This is a genomic window from Bovifimicola ammoniilytica, from assembly GCF_025567085.1.
GTDB classification, from domain to species: Bacteria; Bacillota; Clostridia; order Lachnospirales; family Lachnospiraceae; genus Bovifimicola; species Bovifimicola ammoniilytica.
In genome coordinates this window covers 1-15,488 of sequence record NZ_JAOQJN010000010.1, presented here as the reverse complement: position 1 = coordinate 15,488, position 15,488 = coordinate 1, and the positions used below count along the sequence as shown (strand labels likewise).

Annotated in this window: 12 protein-coding genes, 2 tRNA genes and 2 rRNA genes; 13 read left to right on the top strand and 3 right to left on the bottom strand. The window is 35.0% G+C overall.

The annotated features are described in order from the left end of the window. Positions 1 to 8: 8 nt before the first annotated feature. From yidD to rpmH, 3 genes are all read right to left on the bottom strand, one after another. Complete coding sequence (yidD, locus tag OCV48_RS12060; protein WP_262559798.1) at positions 9 to 263, bottom strand: membrane protein insertion efficiency factor YidD; 255 nt, start codon at positions 261 to 263, stop codon at positions 9 to 11. Positions 264 to 265: 2 nt separating this feature from the next. After that, positions 266 to 613: a ribonuclease P protein component gene (gene rnpA, locus OCV48_RS12055; RefSeq protein ID WP_021983393.1), complete on the bottom strand. Its 348-nt coding sequence runs from the start codon at positions 611 to 613 to the stop codon at positions 266 to 268. Positions 614 to 688: 75 nt separating this feature from the next. Further along, the gene (gene rpmH, locus OCV48_RS12050; RefSeq protein ID WP_021983392.1) at positions 689 to 823 is read right to left on the bottom strand and encodes a 50S ribosomal protein L34; all 135 of its coding nucleotides are present in this window, start codon (positions 821 to 823) and stop codon (positions 689 to 691) included. Between the two features lie 765 nt (positions 824 to 1,588). Between rpmH and dnaA the strand changes: the two genes are divergently transcribed. From dnaA to OCV48_RS11985, 13 genes are all read left to right on the top strand, one after another. Then, on the top strand, positions 1,589 to 2,959 hold the full coding sequence (gene dnaA / locus OCV48_RS12045; protein ID WP_021983391.1) for a chromosomal replication initiator protein DnaA: 1,371 nt from the start codon (positions 1,589 to 1,591) through the stop codon (positions 2,957 to 2,959). Between the two features lie 275 nt (positions 2,960 to 3,234). Then, on the top strand, positions 3,235 to 4,347 hold the full coding sequence (dnaN, locus tag OCV48_RS12040) for a DNA polymerase III subunit beta (RefSeq protein ID WP_021983390.1): 1,113 nt from the start codon (positions 3,235 to 3,237) through the stop codon (positions 4,345 to 4,347). 44 nt (positions 4,348 to 4,391) lie between these two features. Further along, on the top strand, positions 4,392 to 4,601 hold the full coding sequence (locus OCV48_RS12035) for an RNA-binding S4 domain-containing protein (protein WP_021983389.1): 210 nt from the start codon (positions 4,392 to 4,394) through the stop codon (positions 4,599 to 4,601). Positions 4,602 to 4,605: 4 nt separating this feature from the next. Then, complete coding sequence (gene recF, locus OCV48_RS12030) at positions 4,606 to 5,715, top strand: DNA replication/repair protein RecF (RefSeq protein ID WP_147592068.1); 1,110 nt, start codon at positions 4,606 to 4,608, stop codon at positions 5,713 to 5,715. Then, entirely contained in the window at positions 5,712 to 7,643 is a 1,932-nt protein-coding gene (gyrB, locus tag OCV48_RS12025; RefSeq protein WP_147592067.1) for a DNA topoisomerase (ATP-hydrolyzing) subunit B, read from the top strand. The genes recF and gyrB overlap by 4 nt, the downstream gene beginning before the upstream one ends. Positions 7,644 to 7,773: 130 nt before the next feature. Then, on the top strand, positions 7,774 to 10,326 hold the full coding sequence (gene gyrA / locus OCV48_RS12020) for a DNA gyrase subunit A (protein WP_147592066.1): 2,553 nt from the start codon (positions 7,774 to 7,776) through the stop codon (positions 10,324 to 10,326). Positions 10,327 to 10,571: 245 nt separating this feature from the next. Next, a complete protein-coding gene (locus OCV48_RS12015; RefSeq protein WP_147592065.1) occupies positions 10,572 to 11,414 on the top strand; it encodes a fumarate hydratase in 843 nt (280 codons plus the stop codon). Positions 11,415 to 11,461: 47 nt separating this feature from the next. Continuing rightward, positions 11,462 to 11,998 (top strand): Fe-S-containing hydro-lyase, encoded by a 537-nt coding sequence (locus OCV48_RS12010; RefSeq protein ID WP_147592064.1) that lies wholly within the window; start codon positions 11,462 to 11,464, stop codon positions 11,996 to 11,998. Between the two features lie 8 nt (positions 11,999 to 12,006). Next, positions 12,007 to 12,729 (top strand): lysophospholipid acyltransferase family protein, encoded by a 723-nt coding sequence (locus tag OCV48_RS12005; RefSeq protein ID WP_021983383.1) that lies wholly within the window; start codon positions 12,007 to 12,009, stop codon positions 12,727 to 12,729. A 291-nt stretch (positions 12,730 to 13,020) separates the two neighbouring features. After that, positions 13,021 to 13,108 (top strand) — tRNA-Ser (locus OCV48_RS12000). Positions 13,109 to 13,418: 310 nt separating this feature from the next. Next, positions 13,419 to 14,952, top strand: a 16S ribosomal RNA gene (locus tag OCV48_RS11995). 211 nt (positions 14,953 to 15,163) lie between these two features. After that, positions 15,164 to 15,281, top strand: a 5S ribosomal RNA gene (gene rrf / locus OCV48_RS11990). A gap of 5 nt (positions 15,282 to 15,286) precedes the next feature. Further along, a tRNA-Ala gene (locus tag OCV48_RS11985) sits at positions 15,287 to 15,359 on the top strand. Positions 15,360 to 15,488 lie beyond the last annotated feature (129 nt).

Genomic DNA, 15,488 nt, shown 5'->3' with positions numbered 1-15,488 from the left:
CTCCTCCTTTATGGGACAGGATCACAACCACCCTTTGAAAACGGATTGCATCTTAATATTCTTTTTAAAGCCAAAAACGTACCTTTAAAGGGTCCATATTTTTCAATTGCTTCCAACGCATATTGTGAGCATGTTGGAATAAACCTGCAATGAGTATGTCTCTTAAGTGGTGACAAATACTTTCTATAAAACTTTATTCCACAAATCAGAAATTTCTTTAATAATTTTGATATTGCTCTAAAAATATCGCTAACTACCTTCAAAGTTACACCATCTCTTCTTTTAATAATCTGTGTAATCTGCATAAATGCAGAAACGAACTAAGTATTTCTTTGTATTCGGCATCTTTTGCCTGAACTCTTACTACTACTACAATATCTACATTATATTGGAACTTTTCTTCATTCAATCTGAAGCTTTCCCTGATAAGTCTTGTCAGATGATGTCGTACAACACTGTTGCCAACTTTCTTACTAACCGATATTCCAATTCTGTTTTTATTATTTTCTGTTCTTATTACATACATAACAAGATTTTTGTTAGCATATGACTTACCATTATTATAAATGTATCTGAATTCTTCATTTTTCTTAATCGAATTAAATCTTTTCACTTAAACCACCATATAAAAAGTAATACTACTTTTCTTTATTAAAGAAGAAAAGACCACATAACTGCGGTCTTAATCTTAAGCTGATAATTTCTTTCTTCCTTTTAATCTTCTTGCTGCTAAAACTTTTCTTCCGCTTGCAGTACTCATTCTCTTTCTGAAACCATGAACTTTAGATCTTGATCTCTTCTTAGGCTGGAATGTCATCTTCATTTCACATGCACCTCCTCTTCATATATAGTTCAATGCATTAACCTGGTGATAAGACTCAAAAGTTAATGCTTAAAACATCAAATTGGAAAATATCGTTACAATTATATGGTATGAAGCCTTATAAGTCAAGCATTTTTTCAATGATTTATCCCTAATAAAAGTTAATTTATAAAAAGTTGTCCACTTTACATAACTTATGAAATAATTTACATAATTTTATCCACAAATTGTGGATAACTTGTGGATAACCGTTCATATTTTTAAAAAATCTCTTTTATTTTAGGGATATCTCGTCCCTCTTAATAATGTGTATTACAAAATATACATTATTAACAAGAATATTATTGTAAACTAATTTTCTAATATCTTAACATTAATTATTAACATCTTCAATATTTTTTCATATAACATTATCAACCTCATAAAAAACCACTATTTTAGGGTTATTTTATCTTTTATTTAAAAAGTTTTCCACTTTATCCACAACTTTATCCACAATTTTGTTAATTTAACTATTTTTTTCTTTCTTCTATATATAATGTTTTTAATAAACAATACATAATATTAATCTTATTATTTTGATTGAAAATTTGTCAATTATGTTATAAAATAAATATATCTGTAACTTTGCGCTTTTTTCAACAATACAGTTTTTTTAAAGTTTAAAAGGATTGTTTTCTATCATATATAATCTGACAATCCAGCAACTTTCATACAGAATAGAAAAAGCCGAATTTATAGCTTAGAAAGGCATGGTTTTGATTTATGTTAGAGATTTTACAAAGTAAATGGAACGAAATATTAGATTATATTAAATATGAATACGATATTGCTGATGTTTCCTTTGATACATGGCTTAAACCACTCAAGGTACATTCAGTAAAGGATAAGGTAATTACTATTGTTGTTGAAGAAAGCCTTGGCGTTAACTACATTAATAAGCGTTTCTATAAATATTTTAAGGTAACAATAGCTGAATTTCTTGGGGAAGAATATGAAATAGTATTCATTTCTCCTGATGATTTGGACAATTATTCAGTAGACAGTAAGTTAGAAAGCCACGATTCAGCATCCGACGCAAACCTTAAAGCCAGAATAGCTGAAGCAAACCTTAATCCAAGATATACTTTTGATACATTCGTCGTAGGTGGAAGTAATAACTTTGCCCAGGCTTATGCACTTAAAGTAGCCGAAGCACCTGGTGAAATATGTAACCCTCTCTTCTTATATGGAGGTGTTGGACTTGGTAAAACTCATCTTATGCACTCTATAGCTCATTATATATTAGAACATAATGCCAATGCCAAAGTCCTCTATGTTACAAGTGAAGCATTTACAAATGAACTTATTAATGTAATTCGTAATGAAAACCAGAATGCAACTATGGAATTCCGTAATAAATACCGAAATATAGATGTTTTACTTATTGATGATATACAATTTATTATAGGTAAAGAAAGATGTCAGGAAGAATTCTTCCATACATTTAATACTTTATATGAAGCTAAGAAGCAGATAGTTATTTCTTCTGATAAGCCTCCTAAAGAGATGACTACATTAGAAGAAAGATTACGTTCACGTTTTGAATGGGGACTTTCAGTAGATATATCTTCCCCTGAATATGAGACAAGAATGGCTATTTTACAGAAGAAAGCTGAACTTGAGGGATATGATATTGACAATGAGATACTTCAATATATAGCTACTAATATTATATCCAATATCCGAGAACTTGAGGGAGCTCTTACTAAGGTAGTAGCTTATTCTAAGATTTCACCACTTAAGATGGATATAGAATTAGCTAAAGAAGTTCTTAAAGATTCCATCTCTCCTAATACTGTTAATGAGATAACATGTCCATTAATTATACAGATGGTGGCTGAACATTTTAATATATCACAGACTGATTTAGCTTCTAAGAAGAAGAGTCAGAATATAGTTATTCCAAGACAGATAGCTATGTATCTCTGCCGTACTTTAACTGATGAATCTCTGTCAGCTATTGGTGCACTTCTCGGTAAACGTGATCATACAACCGTAATCCATGGATATGATAGGATTGCGGCTGATATTAATACTAATGACCAGATTAAGAATACAGTTGAGGTCCTTAAGAAGAAGTTGATGCCTAACTAATTTATTCACATTAATGGCTTTGTGAGGTTCATAACCATGTGAATTTGATGTTGATTAAATTTTTTAATCCTTTTTCACAAAATTGCCTATGTTGACAAAATATGACTTATACAAGTGTGATTAACATACTGCTAACACATTTTTCAGACTTCGAAAATAGCTTATTTAAAGGGATTGAGGCACTTTTAAACATTTCCACAGCCCCTATTACTAATACTACTAAATTTAATTATATATATATATATGGGCATAAAGCCCGGAAGGAGATATTCACAATGAAGTTGGTTTTTAAAAAATCTAATTTGACAAATGCAGTTAATATAGTTTTAAAAGCAGTTCCATCTAAAACTACAATGTCTATTCTTGAATGTATATTAATTGATGCATCTACTAATGAGATTAAATTTACAGCTAATGATATGGAATTAGGAATTGAGACTCTTGTTGAAGGTGAGATAATCGAAAAAGGTAAGATAGCAATTGATGCTAAGATTTTTTCTGAAATAGTTAGAAAACTTCCTGATAGTGAAATTACTATCTCTACAGACAATAATTATCAGATGCTTATAACATGTGAGAAAGCCAAATTCAATATTGCAGGTAAGTCAGGAGAAGATTTCTCTTATTTACCAATGATTGAAAAAGATAAATTTATATATCTTTCACAGTTTACATTAAAAGAAATAATAAGACAGACTATTTTCTCAATAGCTGATAATGATAATAACAAGATTATGACAGGTGAGCTTTTCGAAGTTAATGGTAACGAACTTAAGGTTGTATCATTAGATGGACACAGAATTTCCATTCGTAAAGTAGAACTTAAAGATTCCTTTGATACAATCAGTGCGATTGTACCTGGTAAGACACTTACAGAGATTTGTAAGATTTTAAATGGCGGTAATGATGACGAGGTCAGAATATTCTTTACAATGAATCACATTGTATTTGAATTTGATAATACAGTAGTTGTTTCAAGATTAATTGAGGGAGAATATTTTAAGATTAATCAGATGCTTTCATCAGATTATGAGACAAAGATTAATATTAATAAAAAAGAGTTTCTTGATTGTATCGACAGAGCCACACTTCTTATCAAGGAGGGTGACAAGAAACCAATTATTATTACAATTCAGGACGGAGAACTTGAACTTAAGATTAATTCCGTAATGGGTTCAATGAATGAGAATATTACAATTACAAAAGAGGGTAAGGATATTATGATTGGCTTTAATCCTAAATTCCTTATTGATGCACTAAGAGTAATTGATGATGAAGAGATTACAATTTATCTTCTTAATGCCAAAGCACCATGCTTTATTAAGAATGATGATGAGTCTTATATCTATCTTGTACTTCCTGTAAATTTCAATGTAATTAATAATTAATCAAATGTTTAAGGCAGAATTTAAACAGAAAGTGTTGTGAGATTATGTATACAATAAATCTAAATGATGAATTTATTAAACTTGGACAGGCGCTTAAGGCTGCCGGTCTTGTAAGCTCAGGAGTTGAGGCAAAGATTGTAATCATTAATGGTGAAGTTAAGGTTAATGGTGAAGTTGAACTCCAGCGTGGTAAAAAATTGAGAGATGGAGATGTTGTAAGTTATAACGGTGAAGAAATTAAAATAGTTGGTTAGATAAATGATAATAGAATCTGTTAATTTGGAAAATTATAGAAATTATAAAAATCTTTATATGGAATTTGATGATGGAACAAATATTCTCTATGGCGATAATGCACAGGGTAAGACAAATATCTTAGAAGCATTATATATGTGTGGGACAGCTAAATCTCACAGAGGAAGCAAGGACAGCGAGATAATAAGATTTGGTAAAAATGAATCTCATATCAAATTAATTGTTAAGAAGAATGATGTTCCATATAGGATTGATATCCATCTTAAAAAATCAAAGTCTAAAGGAATTGCCATAAATGGTATGCCGATTAAGAAAGTCAGCGAGCTGTTTGGCATAGTTAATGTAATATTCTTTTCACCGGAAGATTTAGCTATTATTAAAAATGGTCCTGCTGAAAGAAGAAAATTCATTGATATGGAATTATGCCAGATTGATAAATTCTATGTTCATAATATCGTTAATTACAACAAGATTTTAACCCAGCGTAATAAGCTTCTCAAGGATTTAAGCTTTAATTATGACAATAGTCTGTATGCCACATTAGACATATGGGATATGCAATTAGCAGATTATGGTAATAAAATCATAAAAAGGCGGGAAGAATTTATACATCAGATAAATGAAATCATTTGCGACATACATAACAGATTATCTGGTGGCAGGGAAAGTATTCATCTGGTATATGAACCAAATGCGATATATGAAAATCTATTAAAAGAGATTACAGACAGCCGCAACAGAGACATAAAACTTAAGACAACCACAGTTGGTCCACATAGAGATGATTTAGGATTTTATATAAAAGATATGGATATCCGCAAATATGGAAGTCAGGGACAGAAGAGAACAGCAGCACTTTCATTAAAGCTATCAGAGATTGAACTGGTAAAGAAGATAATTAATGATGAGCCTGTATTATTGTTAGATGATGTAATGTCGGAATTAGACAGTAACAGACAGAATCAGTTAATAGAGAGTTTAGACGGAATACAGACAATTGTTACATGTACCGGATTAGACGAATTTATAGAAAACAGAGTAAATGTAAATAAAATTTATAGAATTATAAATGGAACATATAAACTGTATGAGGAGGTCAAGAACGAAAAATGAGTGAAAACAGTAACGTAGACAATCAATATGGAGCAGATCAGATACAGATACTAGAGGGACTTGAAGCTGTAAGAAAAAGACCTGGTATGTATATCGGAAGCACATCATCTAAAGGTTTACATCATCTTGTATATGAGATAGTAGATAACTCTGTAGATGAAGCACTTGCAGGATATTGTTCGGAAATTGATGTACAGATTAATGCAGATAACTCAATAACTGTAAAGGATAACGGAAGAGGTATCCCTGTCGGAATAAATCATAAGGCAGGACTTCCGGCAGTAGAAGTAGTATTTACGATTCTTCATGCAGGTGGAAAGTTCGGTGGTGGAGGATACAAGGTATCCGGAGGACTTCATGGTGTAGGTGCATCAGTAGTTAACGCACTTAGTGAATGGTTAGAAGTTACTGTCTGCAGAGAGGGTAAGATTCACAGACAGAGATACGAAAGAGGTCATTCGACAGGCCCGCTTACGGTAATTGGAGAATGTCCTATAGAGCAGACTGGTACAAGTGTAACATTTTTACCTGATAAAGAGATATTTGAAGAGACGATTTATGATTATGATGTATTGAAGATAAGATTAAGAGAGATGGCTTTCCTTACTAAGAATCTTAGGATTATCCTTAGAGATGACAGAGAGGAAAAGAAAGAGAAAGTATTTCATTACGAAGGCGGTATAAAGGAATTCGTAACTTATTTAAACAAGGGCAAACAACCATTATATCCGGAGATAATCTACTGTGAGGGAACGGTTAATGGAGTAGCAGTAGAAGTTGCATTGCAGCATAATGATTCATATACAGAAAATGCATATGGTTTCGTTAATAATATAAATACACCTGAAGGAGGAACTCACATCGAGGGCTTTAAGCGTGCCATTACAAAGACATTTAATGATTACGCAAGAAGTAATAAATTATTAAAAGACAGTGAGCAGAATCTTACAGGTGAAGATATAAGAGAGGGACTTACGGTAATAGTAAGTGTCAAGATTGAAGAACCACAGTTCGAGGGACAGACTAAGCAGAAGCTTGGTAATACAGAGGCAAGAAGTGCTGTAGAATCAGTAGTATCAGAGAAATTAACATATTTCCTTGAGCAGAATCCTAACGTAGCTAAACTTATCTGTGAGAAATCAATTTTAGCACAGAGAGCAAGAGCTGCAGCCAGAAAGGCAAGAGATTTAGCCAGAAGAAAAACAGCATTAGAGGGTGCAAGCCTGCCAGGTAAATTAGCAGACTGTTCAGATAAGAATCCTGAAAACTGTGAGATATATATAGTCGAGGGAGACTCAGCCGGAGGTTCAGCTAAGACAGCACGTTCAAGAGCAACCCAGGCTATACTTCCACTAAGAGGTAAAATCTTAAATGTTGAAAAGGCAAGATTAGACAGAATACTTGGTAATGCCGAAATTAAGGCAATGATTACAGCATTTGGTACAGGAATACATGAAGATTTCGATATTTCAAAATTAAGATATCATAAGATAATAATTATGACCGATGCCGATGTAGACGGTGCTCATATTGCAACATTACTTTTAACATTTTTCTATAGACTTATGCCTGATCTGATAAGAGAAGGACACGTATATCTTGCACAGCCACCTCTTTACAAATTAGAAAAGAATAAGCAGGTATGGTATGCATACAGTGATGAAGAACTTAATAAGATTCTGTCAGAAGTAGGAAGAGACCAGAATAATAAGATTCAGCTTTACAAAGGTCTTGGTGAGATGGATGCAGAGCAGTTATGGGAGACAACAATGGATCCTGAGAAGAGAATACTGTTAAGGGTTGCCATCGATGAGGAAAGCCAGTCAGAGATAGATTTGACATTCACAACTCTTATGGGTGACCAGGTAGAGCCAAGAAGAGAGTTCATTGAAGCAAATGCAAAATATGTATCTAATTTAGATATCTAGCCTTAAAAATAATCGCAGGCCAAAATATGAAATTTTGCCCGCGATTTCTACGACACAAACGTCGTAGAAATAATGATTTGTATTAAAAATGAATTACTAACTATAAAAAGGAAAGGTAGTAAATAATATAATGGACGAAAAAGAATTTGATAAAATCCATGAGGTTGATTTAAAAAAGACTATGGAAAAATCTTATATCGATTATGCCATGAGTGTTATTGCAGCCAGAGCATTACCAGATGTAAGAGACGGTTTGAAACCGGTTCAGAGAAGAGTATTATACTCGATGATAGAATTAAATAATGGTCCTGATAAACCACATCGTAAATGCGCCCGTATCGTAGGTGACACAATGGGTAAATATCACCCACATGGTGACAGCTCTATCTATGGTGCGTTGGTTAATCTTGCACAGGAATGGTCAACCAGATATCCACTCGTAGATGGACATGGTAACTTCGGTTCAGTCGATGGAGATGGTGCGGCTGCCATGCGTTACACAGAGGCAAGACTTAGCAGGATTTCCATGGAAATGCTAGCAGACATTAATAAAAATACAGTTGATTTTGTTCCAAACTTTGATGAGACAGAGAAGGAGCCAACTGTATTACCTGCACGTTTTCCAAACCTTTTAGTAAATGGTACAAGTGGTATTGCCGTAGGTATGGCTACAAATATACCACCACATAACCTTAGAGAGACAATCAATGGTGTCGTTAAGATTATCGACAACAGAATTGAAGATAAGGAAACACAGATTGAAGAGATTCTTGATATCGTAAAAGGTCCTGATTTTCCTACAGGAGCTACGATATTAGGAACAAGAGGAATAGAAGAAGCCTACAGAACCGGACGAGGAAAGATAAAAGTACGTGCGGTTACTAATATTGAGCCAATGGAGAATGGTAAGAACAGAATCGTTGTCACAGAACTTCCATATATGGTTAATAAGGCAAAACTTATAGAGAAGATTGCAGAACTCGTTAAGGAGAAGAAAGTGGACGGTATCACGGATCTAAGAGATGAGTCTGATAAGTCAGGAATGAGAATTGCAATCGAACTTAGAAGAGATGTTAATCCTAATATAGTTTTAAATCATTTATATAAACATACCCAGCTTCAGGATACATTCGGAGTAATTATGCTTTCATTAGTTGATAACCAGCCAAGGGTACTCAACTTATATGAGATGCTTAATTATTATTTAATCCATCAGGAAGATGTAGTAACCAGAAGAATTAAGTATGATTTAAACAAAGCAGAAGAGCGAGCACATATTTTACAGGGCTTAATGATAGCACTTGATAATATCGATGAAGTTATTAAGATTATCAGAGGTTCGAGAACAACCCAGATAGCTAAAGACAGTCTGATGGAAAGATTTGAATTAACAGATGCACAGGCACAGGCTATCGTAGATATGCGACTCAGGGCATTGACAGGTTTAGAAAGAGAAAAACTTGAAAATGAATTAAGAGAGCTTGAGATAAAGATTGCTGAATTAAAGGCAATTCTTGCTGATGAGAAGAAATTATTAGGTGTAATCAGAGAAGAAATATTAGTAATCAGAGATAAATATGGTGATGACAGAAGAACATCCATCGGATATGATGAAGATGATATTTCTGTTGAAGATTTAATTCCTAATGAGAATACAGTAATTGCAAGAACTAATCTTGGTTACATCAAGAGAATGACTGTAGATAATTTCAAGAGTCAGAATCGTGGTGGCAAGGGAATTAAGGGAATGCAGACAATTGATGATGATTACATAGTAGACCTGCTTATGACATCTACGCATCATTATCTGATGTTCCTTACAAATATGGGTAAAGCCTACAGATTAAAGGCATACCAGATACCGGAGGCAGGAAGAACAGCCAGAGGTACAGCTATAATTAACCTTATGCAGCTTCAGCCTGGCGAGAAGATTTCAGCCGTAATTCCAGTTAAGGAATTCAGTGACAGAAAATTCTTATTTATGACAACTAAGAATGGTATCGTTAAAAAGACACCATTAATAGACTTTGCAAATATGAGAAAAACAGGACTTCAGGCCATCAATCTTAAAGATGATGATGAGCTTATCGAAGTTAAGACAACTAATAATAACAGAGATATCTTCCTTGTGACGAAATATGGTATGTGTATCAGATTTAATGAGAAAGATGTCAGAAAAACAGGCCGTACTTCAATGGGTGTTATAGGTATGAATCTTGAGCCGGGCGATGAAATAGTCGGTATGCAGATGAATAACCAGGGTGACTCATTATTAATAGTATCAGAGAATGGTCTTGGAAAGAGAACATCAATTGATGAATTTAAACTTCAGAAACGTGGTGGTAAAGGCGTAAGATGTTACAGAATTAATGATAAGACAGGATATGTTGTAGGTGTTAAGGCTGTAAATGACGACCATGAGATTATGATGATTACAAATGAGGGAATCATTATACAGTTCAAGGTTAATACGGTTTCGGAAATTGGCAGAAATACATTTGGTGTCAAATTAATTAACATCGATAAAGACGAAAATATTAAAGTTGCCAAGATTGCAAAAGTAAGAGATAACCCACGAGATATAGAAGATAAGATAGTTAAACTTATCGATGATGATTCAAAGAGTGAGAATAATACTTCAACGGAAGCTTCTGAAAATGCAGATAATACAGAAAATGAATAGAATTAAGAATGCATAAGTGAAGATATTATAGATAAGAACTCTAAAGAATAAAATTAGAATAAATTATTTTTGTGGCTGTGTGTATACACAGCCACTTCATAAATAAAAATATATGATTGGCTATGTATCAGTTAAAATTTCTGAATATATCAAGAATAAATATAAAAAATACAAGGAAAGGATATGCAGTTCTGACTTAAGTAGGTCAGACATAATGAGAAATATCATAAGCATCAGGTATAGAGATGAGAGAATTAAACGTATCAGTAATTACTGATAATATTAAAGAAATGTGTATTGAAGCAAATCATTTTCTGTCACAGGATATGAAAATATGCTTAAACAAGGCATGCGAAACAGAGAAAAATGAACTTGGTAAAAAAGTATTATCTTCGCTTGAAGAAAATTTAAAAATTGCCGAAGAGGATATGATACCAATCTGTCAGGATACGGGAATGGCAGTAATATTTATAAAAATAGGTCAGGACGTACATCTTACAGGGGGCAAGTTAGAAGATGCCATAAACGAGGGCGTAAGAAGAGGCTATGTTGATGGATATTTAAGAAAATCAGTTGTAAAAGATCCATTAATCAGAGAAAATACTAAAGATAATACACCGGCAATAATCCATTATGAGATAGTTGATGGAGAAGATGTGACAATTACAGTTGCTCCAAAAGGTTTTGGAAGCGAAAATATGAGTCGTGTATTTATGTTAAAACCGGCAGATGGAATTGAGGGCGTGAAAAATGCAGTATTAACAGCTATCAAAGATGCAGGTCCTAATGCATGTCCGCCAATGGTCGTAGGAGTAGGTATAGGCGGCGACTTCGAGAAATGTACTATTTTATCTAAGAAAGCATTAACCAGAAATGCAAATGAACATTCAACAATTCCATATGTTAAAGAATTAGAAGAGGAATTATTAGAAAAAATCAATTCATTGGGTATAGGTCCGGGTGGACTTGGCGGAAGTAACACAGCATTTGCGGTAAATATTGAGACATATCCAACACATATTGCGGGACTTCCTGTTGCAATTAATACATGTTGCCACGTTAACAGACACGTAACAAGAATAATATAATGTTCAAAATAATATAATATTTTGCGAAATGGAGACCAGAGAGAAAAATGGAAAAATATATAAAAGCTCCACTTGATGGAGAAGAGATAAAAACACTTAAATCAGGTGATTATGTATATATAACAGGAACTATATATACTGCAAGAGATGCAGCGCATAAGAGAATGTATGAAACATTGAAAGCAGGAGAAAAACTTCCAATAGAATTAAAGAACAATGTAATATATTATATGGGACCATCACCTGCAAGAGAGGGAAGACCTATAGGTTCAGCCGGTCCTACTACAGCGAGCAGAATGGATAAATACACTCCTGATATGTTAGATTTAGGTTTAAAAGGAATGATAGGCAAGGGTAAAAGAAGTGATGCAGTAAGGGAAGCCATCATAAGAAATGGAGCAGTATATTTCGCTGCCGTTGGTGGAGCAGGAGCATTATTATCAAAAAGTATTAAATCAAGTGAAGTTATAGCATATGATGATTTGGGAACAGAAGCCATAAGAAAATTAGAAGTTGAAAATTTTCCGGCAATAGTTGTTATAGATTCAGAGGGTAATAATCTGTATGAGATGGTATTACAGTAGGTAGGATTATGGAAAGAATTATATTAATGATAATTAAGAGAATATTTATTGCTCCATATTGGTTATATCTTATATGTAAATATGGAAATACAGAAAAATATTCAGAAGAAGAGAGATATCGTGTACTAAGTAATATTGTTAAAAAAGTAAATCGTGCAGGAAATGTTAAGATAATAAGCGATGGTGAGGAAAATCTCCCTAAAGAAAATGGATATGTTTTATTTCCAAATCATCAGGGATTATTTGATGCCTTAGTATTATTAGAGACAAACAAGCAACCTATAACATTTGTTATGAAGAAAGAAATTGAAAACCAATGGTTTATCAAGAAGATAATTAAACTGTTACAGGCTCAGATTATAGACAGAGATGATATAAGACAGTCAATGGGTGTAATAAATACAATGACAAAAGAAGTAAAAGAGGGAAGAAACTATGTTATATTTGCAGAAGGTACAAGAAGCAGAAAAGGTAATGAACTATTAGACTTCAAGGGTGGAAGCTTTAAAAGTGCCGTAAATGCAAAATGTCCAATTATACCGGTAGCAATAATGGACTCATACAAAGTATTTGACAGTAAGTCCATTAAAAAGGCAACTGTAAGAATGGCATATTTGAAACCAATTTATCCTGAAGAATACAATAAAATGAAAACTACAGAAATTGCATGCATAGTAAAGGAAAGAATTGGAGAATATATAAGAAGTACAGAAGCGAAAATAAATGAATAATATATATGAATCATTTAAGCGAAAATAAACAAATAAAATAATAAGAAGAATTAAAGTGAAAATAAATGAATAACATATATGTAAAGTTAGTAAACCGCATAGTAAGTATATAAATATAATGATATATAATCCATAAAATCAAAGCAATAAAAAGAATATATAAAAAATACAGATTAAATATAAAAAATAATTGACAAAGGGGTGTCAATCAAGTATAATAACCTTTGCGTCACGATGATGCACATAGATTTAATAACAATTTAATATGAATTATAGAAGAAATTCAGATATGGAGAAATACTCAAGAGGCTGAAGAGGCGCCCCTGCTAAGGGTGTAGGTCGTTTGCGCGGCGCGAGGGTTCAAATCCCTCTTTCTCCGTTCGATAGTTAAAAATCTTAAAAAAAGATAAAAAAGTGCTTGACATAATAAGTTAAACATGATAAACTATCACAGTTGCTGCTAAAGAGTAACAACAAAAAAGAAAAAGAACTTTGAGTGCGAGTTATTAATTGGATAACGAGCAAAAGTTCAAAATATGAACATTGATAACTGAACAGTAACATAAATCCAACCCTGAAAATTCTAAAAATTTTCAGCGAACATCGTGTAAACGATTTCCAAAAACAGTAAACACAGAAATGTGTCGGATTAAAATAGCTAACGTTATTTTGAATCTGGATTAAACAATTTTAACGAGAGTTTGATCCTGGCTCAGGATGAACGCTGGCGGCGTGCTTAACACATGCAAGTCGAACGAAGCAATTGCGACAGAAGCCTTCGGGTGGAAGATGCAATTGACTGAGTGGCGGACGGGTGAGTAACGCGTGGGTAACCTGCCTTGTACAGGGGGATAACAGTTAGAAATGACTGCTAATACCGCATAAGCGCACAGTATCGCATGGTACAGTGTGAAAAACTCCGGTGGTACAAGATGGACCCGCGTCTGATTAGCTAGTTGGTAAGGTAACGGCTTACCAAGGCAACGATCAGTAGCCGACTTGAGAGAGTGATCGGCCACATTGGGACTGAGACACGGCCCAAACTCCTACGGGAGGCAGCAGTGGGGAATATTGCACAATGGGGGAAACCCTGATGCAGCGACGCCGCGTGAGTGAAGAAGTATTTCGGTATGTAAAACTCTATCAGCAAGGAAGATAATGACGGTACTTGACTAAGAAGCCCCGGCTAACTACGTGCCAGCAGCCGCGGTAATACGTAGGGGGCAAGCGTTATCCGGATTTACTGGGTGTAAAGGGAGCGTAGACGGTATGGTAAGTCAGATGTGAAAGCCCGGGGCTTAACCCCGGAACTGCATTTGAAACTATCAAACTAGAGTGTCGGAGAGGTAAGTGGAATTCCTAGTGTAGCGGTGAAATGCGTAGATATTAGGAGGAACACCAGTGGCGAAGGCGGCTTACTGGACGATAACTGACGTTGAGGCTCGAAAGCGTGGGGAGCAAACAGGATTAGATACCCTGGTAGTCCACGCCGTAAACGATGAATACTAGGTGTCAGGGAACAATAGTTCTTTGGTGCCGCAGCAAACGCATTAAGTATTCCACCTGGGGAGTACGTTCGCAAGAATGAAACTCAAAGGAATTGACGGGGACCCGCACAAGCGGTGGAGCATGTGGTTTAATTCGAAGCAACGCGAAGAACCTTACCTGGTCTTGACATCCCAATGACGCCTCTTTAATCGGAGGTTTCCTTCGGGACATTGGAGACAGGTGGTGCATGGTTGTCGTCAGCTCGTGTCGTGAGATGTTGGGTTAAGTCCCGCAACGAGCGCAACCCTTATCTTTAGTAGCCAGCAGTTCGGCTGGGCACTCTAGAGAGACTGCCAGGGATAACCTGGAGGAAGGTGGGGATGACGTCAAATCATCATGCCCCTTATGACCAGGGCTACACACGTGCTACAATGGCGTAAACAAAGGGAAGCAAAACTGTGAGGTTGAGCAAATCCCAAAAATAACGTCTCAGTTCGGATTGTAGTCTGCAACTCGACTACATGAAGCTGGAATCGCTAGTAATCGCAGATCAGAATGCTGCGGTGAATACGTTCCCGGGTCTTGTACACACCGCCCGTCACACCATGGGAGTCGGATATGCCCGAAGTCAGTGACCCAACCGTAAGGAGGGAGCTGCCGAAGGTGGAGCCGATAACTGGGGTGAAGTCGTAACAAGGTAGCCGTATCGGAAGGTGCGGCTGGATCACCTCCTTTCTAAGGAAAGAAGAAGTAAGGAATGGAAAAGAAGTTACTGTTTGGTTATGAGTGTTCATATAAAATAAGAATGTAAGTGAAACCTCGAAAGCACAGCTTTCTTGGTCGCGACTGCGTCGCTTATATTTCATACATTAAACAGTCATTTACAGACAAGTCTGAAACAACTGTTTAATATACGAAATGCACTTACTTATGTACACGCGAAATTTCTGGTGGTGATGCGCTAAGGGGACACACCCGTTCTCATCTCGAACACGATGGTTAAGACTTTAGCGGCCGATGGTACTATACTGGAGACGGTATGGAAGAGTAGGTGGCTGCCAGATTAAATGGGGGCGTAGCTCAGTTGGGAGAGCACCTGCCTTGCAAGCAGGGGGTCAAGAGTTCGAATCTCTCCGTCTCCATTGAATCAGAAATGATTCATATGTGCGGGAACACGTAAAACTAATGTACCTTGAAAACTACACATTGAAATATCTTAATTAGTAAATCTGAAAAGATTTAACAATTCAAGACATCCGAGGTCATATGAG